This window comes from Parendozoicomonas verongulae (assembly GCF_009711465.1).
In the GTDB taxonomy this organism is placed as follows: Bacteria; Pseudomonadota; Gammaproteobacteria; order Pseudomonadales; family Endozoicomonadaceae; genus Sansalvadorimonas; species Sansalvadorimonas verongulae.
On record NZ_SMME01000765.1, the window covers coordinates 1,884 to 12,137 of the forward strand.

General features: G+C 48.2%; 5 protein-coding genes. 2 read left to right on the forward strand and 3 right to left on the reverse strand.

Features of this window, described 5'->3' with window-relative positions:
- The first annotated feature begins 395 nt into the window (after positions 1-395).
- Together E1189_RS05835 and E1189_RS05840 are read left to right on the forward strand one after the other, a co-directional pair.
- Complete coding sequence (locus tag E1189_RS05835; protein WP_155159105.1) at positions 396-1,325, forward strand: hypothetical protein; 930 nt, start codon at positions 396-398, stop codon at positions 1,323-1,325.
- Positions 1,326-1,403: 78 nt separating this feature from the next.
- Positions 1,404-5,927: a SidE phosphodiesterase domain-containing protein gene (locus E1189_RS05840; RefSeq protein WP_155159106.1), complete on the forward strand. Its 4,524-nt coding sequence runs from the start codon at positions 1,404-1,406 to the stop codon at positions 5,925-5,927.
- Between the two features lie 101 nt (positions 5,928-6,028).
- Here the strand turns inward: E1189_RS05840 and E1189_RS05845 are convergent, their stop codons facing one another.
- The 3 genes from E1189_RS05845 to E1189_RS05855 form a co-directional block, all read right to left on the reverse strand.
- Positions 6,029-7,354 carry a 6-phospho-alpha-glucosidase gene (locus E1189_RS05845; protein WP_155159107.1) on the reverse strand — a complete coding sequence of 442 codons (1,326 nt, stop codon included), beginning with the start codon at positions 7,352-7,354 and terminating at the stop codon, positions 6,029-6,031.
- 28 nt (positions 7,355-7,382) lie between these two features.
- Positions 7,383-8,942, reverse strand: a complete 1,560-nt coding sequence (locus E1189_RS05850; protein WP_230460203.1) for a PTS transporter subunit EIIC — start codon at positions 8,940-8,942, stop codon at positions 7,383-7,385.
- Between the two features lie 163 nt (positions 8,943-9,105).
- Positions 9,106-9,837 (reverse strand): GntR family transcriptional regulator, encoded by a 732-nt coding sequence (locus E1189_RS05855; protein WP_155159109.1) that lies wholly within the window; start codon positions 9,835-9,837, stop codon positions 9,106-9,108.
- Positions 9,838-10,254: the final 417 nt, after the last annotated feature.

Here is a 10,254-nt window from a genome sequence, read left to right on the forward strand (position 1 = left end):
AGTTGGAAGCACACCCCGTGGCTGCCTCTGTGTCTAATTTGGTTAAGGAGGAGTTATCTGCAGGGTTTGTCCGACAGCCTTTAAGGTTGGTAGAACCCCAGAGGGAGACACAGCCGATTGCTTTGCGTGTAACAACTCCCTGTTTCCCTGCCTGTCCGGGTGAGATACCCTCGATTCTACCGCCTCCAGCTCCCCCTTCGCGTACGGCCATGGAGCGGGAGCTTTTGTTATGCAGGACCGATCATTATACATTTCCCTCAGAAACCATAGCTCCAGAAGGCGTATCCTCGGATTATGACCCTCTCATGTTTGTGCAGGGCTCTGGAACGGGGAGTGTTACAAAACTGGTGGAGCATATTATAAAGGCAGTGAAAAACCGGCATGTGTGGACCGCAATGCCAGAAAAAAACTTTCCTGAACCAACCTCTGAGGCCTGCAAGCGAGCTATGCGTTGGCAGGCTCAGGCTATTGCCTTCAGCTCAGACAGGCCTGATTATCTGATTATCAATCAGCCTGATAAGATCATGAGCCATTTTGCTAACAGGCCTGATTTGATACAACGCTATGTCTTCGACCAAGGGCTAAAGGAAAAACTCATATCAAGCCGCTATCCACGGGCACAACTTACAAAACATGAAGGTTACCTGTTGGAAGAATTTGCCGGGCAGTATCGGGGACGCATCAGTTCACATTTAGATGAAAAGCGTAGGTTACTGGCCGGCATGACTATCAGGCTGGAGTCCGAAATTTCTTCCCATTATCCTGTGCAAGTGGGCAAAACTATCAGGACTAATCGTAGAGATGTGGGGCTGTTCAGTTATATCAGCCAGCTGGGAAAACTCCGTTGTGGGGAGGCTTGCTACAGTTATCTTTACTTGAAGCTGCTGCAGACTCGCCAGCCTTTTTTTATACCACTCTTATGCCATACGCACATACAGGGCCAGAGCGGTAAAAAGAAACGCCGTATTTTTCCCCAGGCAAGAGATCACATGTTTATTATACTGATGCACCCCTCCCAGTATCATAAAATCAGAAGACTGATAAAGCTGAGACAGATCACCTGCCGCCTGAAGGAACCGATTTCTGTCAACGAGAGAATATCTTACCCACTTGTCTATGCAGAGGGTGGTAACCCCGTAACATCTTCATCCTTTCTAACGCCTGACATATTCCGGGATAATTACACGGTAGTTGCAGACCCCTGGTTACAGGAGTCATGGGAAATGAGCGGGAATAACTGGGCCCGTTTTTTTAAAAAGGTGTGCCGCGAGTGCAATATTGCAGTGTTTCATGAATACACTCTTGAGTTTTATCCCGTGTTTTAACATGTTGTCCCATACAAAATTATGGAACTTCTATCCATAGCCTTGATCTAACAGTCAATAATTCACCGGAATGATTGAATGGACTCAATACAGGCTACCTTACCTTCTCCTGCCAGCTGTGTGCGGCCTTGTGAAACCGACAGAGAACCCTCTCAGGCAAAAGATACTGGTTGGGGGGAGGCATTATGGCCGACTGTCAGAACTGTTTCTCCTCAGCCCGTTGAGCCTGTGTCACTCAACCCTTCCTGTGCTTCAGAACTCCCCCTTTTCCGTCGTACCTATCTGAACGAGTGTCAGGCCCTTGTTCGCCGTTTTCTGCACAAGCCTTTACCTGGGGAACAGATGCATGAGGGTTCTATTCCACGTATGGCCCATGGCGCTCAGCATCAGTGTCGTACGGCCTGCTGGATACCCGTATTACTGGCCTGGCGGTGTCAGATTGGTGACCAGGAGGCCTTAAACTTTCCCCGCGAAGTGATTCCTGTGCTTATGAAAGCTGCCCTTCTGCATGATTCCGGACGTGAAGGGGAGGGGCGGGACCTTCCGCAATGGGAAGAAAACAGCGGGAATAATTGTGAAGATCACCTCTTGGCTACGGGCTGTTCGCCGCTTCTTGCTGCCCAGTGCCGACAGGCCATTATTCATAAAAACTGCACAGAAGAGACTCACAAACCACGCACTCATCTTCTAGCCCGGTTGCTGCATGATGCAGACTGTCTGGAGGTGATGCGCTGCCGTAACAAGTTTGATCTCTGTTATCTGGATATTTATAACGAGTTCGCAGAGCATTCCAGCCACTATGAATCTCTCAAAGAGCTGGTTTCTCGTGTGAGACAAGTCATCCATCAACAAGGAGACATGCTTTACTCCTGTTCCGTCATAAACAGCCAGAAGAAGCAGCAGGTTTTACAGGCAATGCCCGCTCACTACAGGCTGGATAGAAAATACCACTACGAATTTGCTGATAATGCCCTGTTGTGTCAGATGCAATGGTTGAAGGCGCAGGCTCCTGATTTATACAGACTGTTTGCTTCAGCTGCTGGAGAGTTACCAGAGCAGTCCGGTGTACAGACACCTCTGCAGTCACGAACTGTTGATGTTGAGACTACAGACAATATGAGACAGGTGATTTGTCCGGCAGAACCGGCGCGCCACCAGGTTCTGCTAGACCAGCTGGCTGTCACTTTCGGTCTGGCTTCATCAGGCCTTTCGATAGCACATCACAGTTGTAAACGAGCAACTCTCTGGGTACCTGATACGCCACAGGACTGGGTGCCGGTCACCTCACAACTGCCAAAATCGATACGAGCCCAACTCTTCGTGGTGGCCTCAGTATTAGGCGTCTGGAATATCGCTGAGGCAGCACGGATTGATGCTGCGGGTCGCCTGATTATTGTCGATTACTCTCAGGCGGGGCTGTTTTGTCAGGGAACTCCCAAAACAGACAGTCGTTTTCGTTCAACGCCTTTCGAGCTGGAGTGGTTTCGAAACCCTGACGGAACGAGAATAGCTTTTCCAGCCTGTGGCCAGGAGCAGCTGCAACAATTTAAAGCGGCCAGCCACCTGTTTAGGGATCTGGCCGATGAGGATGTAGAGGAAGCGGTGAGGACAGTAACAGGCGTTTCAGTTCAACAGATCGATCACCTTATTGAAGAACTGGGGCCCGATCTGCCTGTGGATCGCTCGACTCTCCGCAAAACGATTCATGGGCGAATCGCTTTTTTGCAACGTCGCTTCCCTGAAGCCTCAGCGGATATCACAGCCGACTGCCTGAAAGTATCTCCCTGTGAGCAGGGTGCAATAGTGGCAGGAGGGATTGATGGTTACTGCCTGCCAGTGATAGACACGGATATTGAACGGGGGGAGTTAAGAGTCTATTCGCTTCAGGATGTTAACAACCAACCTGTCACAGAAGCCTGGCTCCGGCTGACGCCAGAGATCACCAGACAATGGTCGGATAATATGGGAGTTCCTTCTCCCTGGTATCGGCGCATTGAAATTCTGGCGTTTTATACTCACACTCTTTTTTACTTAAAGGAACCCCCGGTTTTAATGGGGCATCTTCTCAGACAGGAGCTGGTGCAACTGTATGGTCAATGTCAAACCTGGTTAAGGGAACTTCAGCATGAGGAACAGCGCTGGCCAGAATCCGAATATACCAGACTCAGTATCTGCCTGAAGACAGCAGCAAAACATCTGAAAGAAATGTTGGAGGTCTTTAATGGAGAGACAATTCCAAGACCGAAAGGAACCTGTTTTTTTCATCTTGAAGATAAGGGACTCCCAGCAAGGGTGACCTCAACCATTGTCCAGAAAGAGGAAAACTATTTCAGAGTCCGGCGTTTTCGTTATGGTCGGGCCTGGGATACAGGGCAATGGAGGAAGACCGGGACCCACGACAATCTCTATTTACTGCCTCACCTGCAGTATATGCGTCAGGGTGATGCCCAGGTTTACCATATCTGCCTGCCGGCTATGGAAGAGGACCCTCCAGGGATGAGCGCGGCGTTTTTTCCTGATGGCAACAAGGAGGCCTTCAGTTTTGAAGGGATTGTACGCCTGCGACTGCCTGGGCAAAGTCAGCAGGTCAGCCAGCATATCATTAATTTTCTGCACCGACGGGGTATTGATACCCGGCGGGCTGATTCTTTTCATCAACAAAGCCATTATTTGTCAGAACTGTCCAGATACCACAACCTTGATATTGCCATGGCAAAGGTATGGCCAGACACGCCGGTGAATGCCAGCGGGCAGATCCTGACATCATGTCCGACCCGTGATCAGGTGTATCAGGCACAGTGCCAGCGGCTCCAGAGTCGGCTCGATCTGGACATGATTCCGGCATGGTTTGACAATTGCCGTATCTATAACGGGCGAGCCGTTTATTACCGACCGCACATAGAGCATAACGGGTATAGGAATGAAACTGACGATATCAAAATGATCCATGAATTTAACAATGTTTCTTCCTGTCAATTCCGACCCCCTATCCATGACAGCGAAACAATAATGGCCTGTCTGCACAGTGGAGGAGGGCTTGATTCGTTTGTGCAAAAGGTTCGAAAAGGCATAGATTCCGAGGCTGTTTACTGGCGGGCGGCGGATATCCGTTCCGGGGGCAGTAAAAAAATCTGTTTTAGCTTGTCAGAAGAACAACGTTTCTATTGGCATACAACACTGACTGCAAAAAAACTGTGTGCGTACCGTACGGATGCTATTCACTACCTTGAAAACCGGTGTGCTAATGCGAGGCCAGAGTATATTCACTGCCTGTCAACCCCTTTCCATAGAATTGATGCTACCACCCTGAGGGCTAAACAGAAGAATGAAACGACTCTGGACTCCTTTTCACTGGAAGAAGTGGATTGTGTCTATTCCGGAGCTATTGCATCAAAAGGCTGGTCGTTGGCTTCTGTCATGTCAACGTGGTTGGACGGAAGCCGGGGAAATGTGACTCTCAGCTCATGTGCTCATCTCAAACAGCATGTTGATTCCCTCAGGGCCCGAAAGGGGGGAGTAGGTGTTCTGGTGGATGCAGTCAGTGGATGCAGTCTTGGCAGGCTGTTGTTTCTCAATCCCAGGTTACAAGACGGTGTTGTGAATACCCTTGAAGGTGTTCAGCTAAAAACGCCCGTCACTTTATCTGGTCTGTTGTTTCAGAAATGGCGGGACACACAGATAAGCTTGAAGGATATCCAGTTTAACAAATGTCATTTTATCGCAAGTGATTTTACGCACATAGATATGGAAAATTGCAGCTTTACCGATTGCAGGTATGAAAGGTGTGATTTTCGTCCCGGACAGCTGGCAAAAATATCCTTTATACGCCCCATCTGGCATAAATCAGACATTCCACCCCTGGCCAGAAAGGTGATGGACTGGACAGCCAGCCAGGCCATGGATACGGGACAACAAATAGCGCAGTTAAAAGAACTGGACCTGCTCTGTCCCGCTGTTTTTACCCCGGAGATCATGGAAGCCCTTTGCCAGATGGAACGGCCGGAAACCTTTGCTTACTGGCTTTCTACTGATGTCTGCAATCCCATATTGCGAAACAAAAAACTGACACCACTCTTACCTCCAGTACTTTTGCAGGAACTCAGGCGACGGCTGGAATCTCCTGATAAAGAAGAGCCCAATAACGAGAAAATTGTTAAATGCCTGGATGACAGCCAGTTAAGGACATTGCACAAAGCGCTTATCTTTCCTTGTGCCCCTGAATGGTCACTCCGGTTGATGGATAACTTTGTGTTTCAGGAAGGTACAACCTTACCAGTAGATTCGATCATATCACTGAGGGGGGCTATATTGCGGAATATGGTGATCACAGGCCAGCCGAAAAACAGAATTTTCTTCGAGAGAGCCGACCTGACAGGAGCCTGTTTTGATAACTGTGACCTGAGCAAGGCCAGCTTTAGTCATTGGAAGCAAATTAGCCGTGCCCGGTTTATCAATTATCCACACAATGAACCAGATCGGTTAAAAGAGGCGCTTCAGCATGCCTGGGACTATCTGAATGAAGGGCAGGAGTCAATGGCACAAAAACTATGGAATATTAAGGTCACAGGACTGCTGGATCACATAGAGCATCCCTCTGAGTGAGGCCGCTTCCGTTGAGCTATCTGGAAGGCACTCCCGGAAAAGTGGAACCTTGAACCAAAACAGAGAGCTACTTTGATTCAAGGTTCATGCTGATACTGAAATTATTTAAGTTCAGGCCAGAAATCTTTATTAGCTTCAATCAGGGCATCAAGAACTTTACGGGCTTTCCTGGCATCTACAACCGTACGATTCATGGTCAGTGCCATCAAAGCTTTGGTGTAAGACCCTTCAAACCAGGCTTCAACCGTCAAACGCTCATAAGCGAATTGCTGTTCAATCATGCCTTTGTAGAATGTTGGAATCTTGCCAACACCATAAGGGCGTGGACCATTAATACCAATCTCAGCAGCCACTTCTACCATTACATCGTCGTCAAGATTTTCAACCAGCCCGTTGTTCTGGAGAATAACAATAAACTTGCGCTTCTGGTTAAAGGCAATAGCTTCAGCCAGCTCAACAATCATGTCACCGTGAGCATCGTTGTGGATAACTGTTGCATTCTTTGTTGTACCCTCAGCAACAGCCTGACGACACTCGTCAAATACACGCTTTTCACGGCCATCCATAACTTCATTGGCACGGGTGTAGCTGGCATCCAGCTTTGACAGTTTGTACTCTGGGTAGAGATAGTACTGCAGATAAGTGTTTGGCAGATAATCAGGGAAGTCTCTCAGCATATCAGCAACGGCTGCATAGGTATCCAGCCAGGATTGGTCGCGCTGCTCTGCATCAACCGGAATAAAGCCGTGTTCTGCAATGTGAGCCTTCAGTCTTGGTGCGTGATCAACACCCTTCTGATCATACAGGTGGGTGAACCAGCCAAAGTGGTTCAGACCAAAGTATACCGGATCAAACTCATCTGGATTCATATCCAGCAGGCGACCGTAGGAGCGCAACAGGTTAACCGGCTGATCGCAGATATTGAGGATTTTGTCATCTTCCGGAAATTCATGCTTTAGCGCATCAGCAACAATGGCAGCCGGGTTAGTGTAATTCAGAATCCATGCTTCAGGAGAGCGTTCACGGACATCGTTGACCATTTCAATCATGTCACGAATGGAGCGCATACCGTAGGCAAAACCACCTGGGCCACAGGTCTCCTGACCGATAACCCCCATAGACAGTGGGATTTTTTCGTCCTGCTCACGCATTTCGTAACCACCGGTACGCATCTGGCAAAGAACAAAATCCATATCACTAAAGGCGATATCTTTATCCGTGGTGTAGGTGAAATCCAGTTCCGGATACTCTTCCGCAAACAACAGTTTTGCGTACTCGCCAATCACTCTCTGACGCTCAGCATTGACGTCAAACATGACCAGTCTGGCAATAGGGAAGCTGCCCTGACGCTTGCACATCGCTTTCAGCAGCCCTGGAGTCCAGGTAGAGCCACCACCGACAAGAACAAGGTTAAATGCTTTTTTCATGATTTAATCTCTGTAAATTCAATAGTATTCAAGCGAGTGCTACGCGCACATCATTCGCAATTTTTTCAACCTGAGGGCCATAAACAACTTGGATGTTCTGCTCGTCAGGTTTGATAATGCCGTTGGCACCTGTCGTCTTCAGTACTGAGTCATTAACCAGACTCATGTCTTTTAATTTCACACGCAGGCGGGTAAAGCAGCAGTCCACCAACTGAATATTCTGGTGACCGCCAAGACCTTCAATAATCTGAGCTGTTACACCTTCTTTCTTGCCATGGGCAGATGAGATGAGAGACTCACTGGTTTCAGTGTCGGTATCCACTTCCCGACCCGGAGTCTGAACTTTCAGGTAATTAATCACGAAACGGAAAGTGAAGTAATAAATTGGGGCGAAAATCAGACCAACAATCACTGGATACCACCAGGCTGTTGCAGAACCACCCAGTACCCCGAAGACCAGCAGGTCAATCACACCACCCTGCACATTACCGATCATGACGCCAAAGACCTGCATCAGAGCAAAAGACAGGCCAGACATAATGGCGTGGAAAACGAACAGTATTGGTGACACAAAAATAAAGCTGAATTCCAGAGGCTCGGTAATGCCGGTTACAAAAGAAGCCAGAGCACCTGCGATCATCAGCGCTTTCACACGCTCTTTATGTTCAGGGCGTGCGCAGTGATACATCGCCAGTGCGGCTGCTGGCATACTGAACATCATGGTAGGAATTTTACCCTGAGCCAGAAAACGGGTTGCTTCACGAACAACACTGTCTGCTACCTGACCGGGATGAGTCAGTGCAGAGTTGAAAATATTGAGAGCACCAACAACACTTTCTCCATCAATGGTTGTGACGCCACCAATAGGTGTAAAACGGACTGTTTCGTTAAGAATGTGATGCAGGCCTGTTGGAATCAACAGACGCTCTGCGAAGGCATACAACCAGGTTCCCATAACACCTGCCTCACCAATTAACTGACCAACTTTGACAATGGCAGCGCCAATCGCTGGCCAGATCATGGATAGCAGAACACCTATGATCGGCAGGACAACAACGGTAATAATAGGAACAAAACGACGGCCACCAAAAAAGTTAATAGCTGTCGGCAAAACGATTTTATGGAATCTGTTGTGTAAATAGACCGTAGTCAGGCCAGCAATAACACCACCTAAAACACTCATGTGATAGGTGAAAATCCCAAGGGTGTAACCAAACTCAGCAGAATACATTCTGGCTGCGGTTTCATCCATTCCCTGAGCAACAAGATATGCGACGCTGGTTGTTTCAGGAGTTAACCCCTGAGCTATCAGGCTGTAATTGATACCGACATGCATACTGATAAAGCCAATGACGGCCGCAAAAGCAGCAGTTGGCTTCTCGTCTTTAGCCATACCGATCGCAGCGGCAATAGCAAAAAACAGAGGCAGGTTGCCAAACAGAGATCCTGCAACATTACGAATAAACCCAAGCACCAGCTGCAGGCTTTTCAGCCCAACAAATGCCTCCCCCATAATGGCAGGGTTTTGCATAGCTGCTGCTAATCCCAGGAAAATACCTGCCGCTGCAATAACAGATATAGGCATCATCAATGCCTTTCCTAGATCTTGAAGCTGTCCGCCTATTTTACTCATAGCGCTTTGCCTCTGCTTTTTTTGGATCCGAATGAAAAGTCCTGGCATTTAAACAACGAGACAAGCAGTTGTCTATACAAATGAAATCAGACATTGATGCAGATCAAAATTTAAACAATCAGCGTTTGGCATTTATGGTGAAGTTAAAGTGCTGTTGATTGTAATAAATATGGGAAACTTCAAAGACGACACCGTCCTCAAAAAAAGCATGGGACAGTGAATGAAGGACTGGCTCTTCTCTGGGGATCCCCAGTTGGTCACGAACGTATCTCGGAGGCAGCTCAGCGCACAGTATTTTTTTACTACCGCCAACATGAAAATTGATGGACCTGAGATAGGCATATTTTGAGTCATTCAAAATATCAATACTCAAATTTTCAAAGCCGCTAAAACGCATTTTTGTCTGTTCATAAACAAACGGTGTGCCATTCATTCGCTTTACCCGCTCCATATACCAGATGTCACTACCTGGCTCGATAGCAAGTATCCGGGCAGTCTCTGGGTCACAAGAGTGTATCTCCAGTTTAAGAACCTTATTGACAATATTCACATCGCTGCCAGAAGACATCTCACTGGCCGTCAGGTGTCGATCTAATGGCAGCTCGAATTTGACCTCACGTTTCTGGCATCGAACAAAAGTACCTAACCCTCGCCTTCTCTCGACCAAACCCTGACGGGCCAGGTAATCCACCGCTTTGCGCGCTGTCATACGAGACACTTCATAACGATCACTTAATTCAGGCTCGGAAGGAATCAAGTCTCCGGGTTTGAGTAATTCTTTTGCAATCTGCTCAGCGATGATCGCTTCAATCTGGAGGTAAGCAGGGACCGTAGAAAATTTATCAATCATTGAGGGTTATTTATTAAGAACTGTTGCAGTGGAGTGTGACTTTACGTGCATTTAAAAGCAAGTGCGGGGAAGGACCTACAAAAATCGGGGAGTGAATTGTTATTGATGTGAGATATCTATAGACGACCATAGACGTATGGCATCCTGCCTCTATCAGATCAGAGGTAGTAATGAGCAAAATTGACGGTCGGAAAATCTCCCACGAAGTTCGCGAAAAAATCCGTTTTGAAGGATGCCGTGAAAGTGCGGGCCCGCCCGCTCCTGTGCCCGCCGCAGTCCTGGCTTGTACCCTCACAGCCCCAGGAAGCCTGCGGTCAGGACAACGGCACCCAACCCGGCACTGGCCGCAACCACCATGGCTGCAGGTCCTGCTGGACCATAGGCGACGTTTTTTGTCGGGCTTTCAGTAGGACTGTT

Bases quoted from the DNA above. Each gene is read 5' to 3' on its own strand.
- E1189_RS05835 (WP_155159105.1), top strand. From the start codon at position 396: ATGCCAGAAAAAAACTTTCCTGAACCAACCTCTGAGGCCTGCAAGCGA.
- E1189_RS05840 (WP_155159106.1), top strand. From the start codon at position 1,404: ATGGACTCAATACAGGCTACCTTACCTTCTCCTGCCAGCTGTGTGCGG.
- E1189_RS05845 (WP_155159107.1), bottom strand. From the start codon at position 7,354: ATGAAAAAAGCATTTAACCTTGTTCTTGTCGGTGGTGGCTCTACCTGG.
- E1189_RS05850 (WP_230460203.1), bottom strand. From the start codon at position 8,942: ATGATGCCTATATCTGTTATTGCAGCGGCAGGTATTTTCCTGGGATTA.
- E1189_RS05855 (WP_155159109.1), bottom strand. From the start codon at position 9,837: ATGATTGATAAATTTTCTACGGTCCCTGCTTACCTCCAGATTGAAGCG.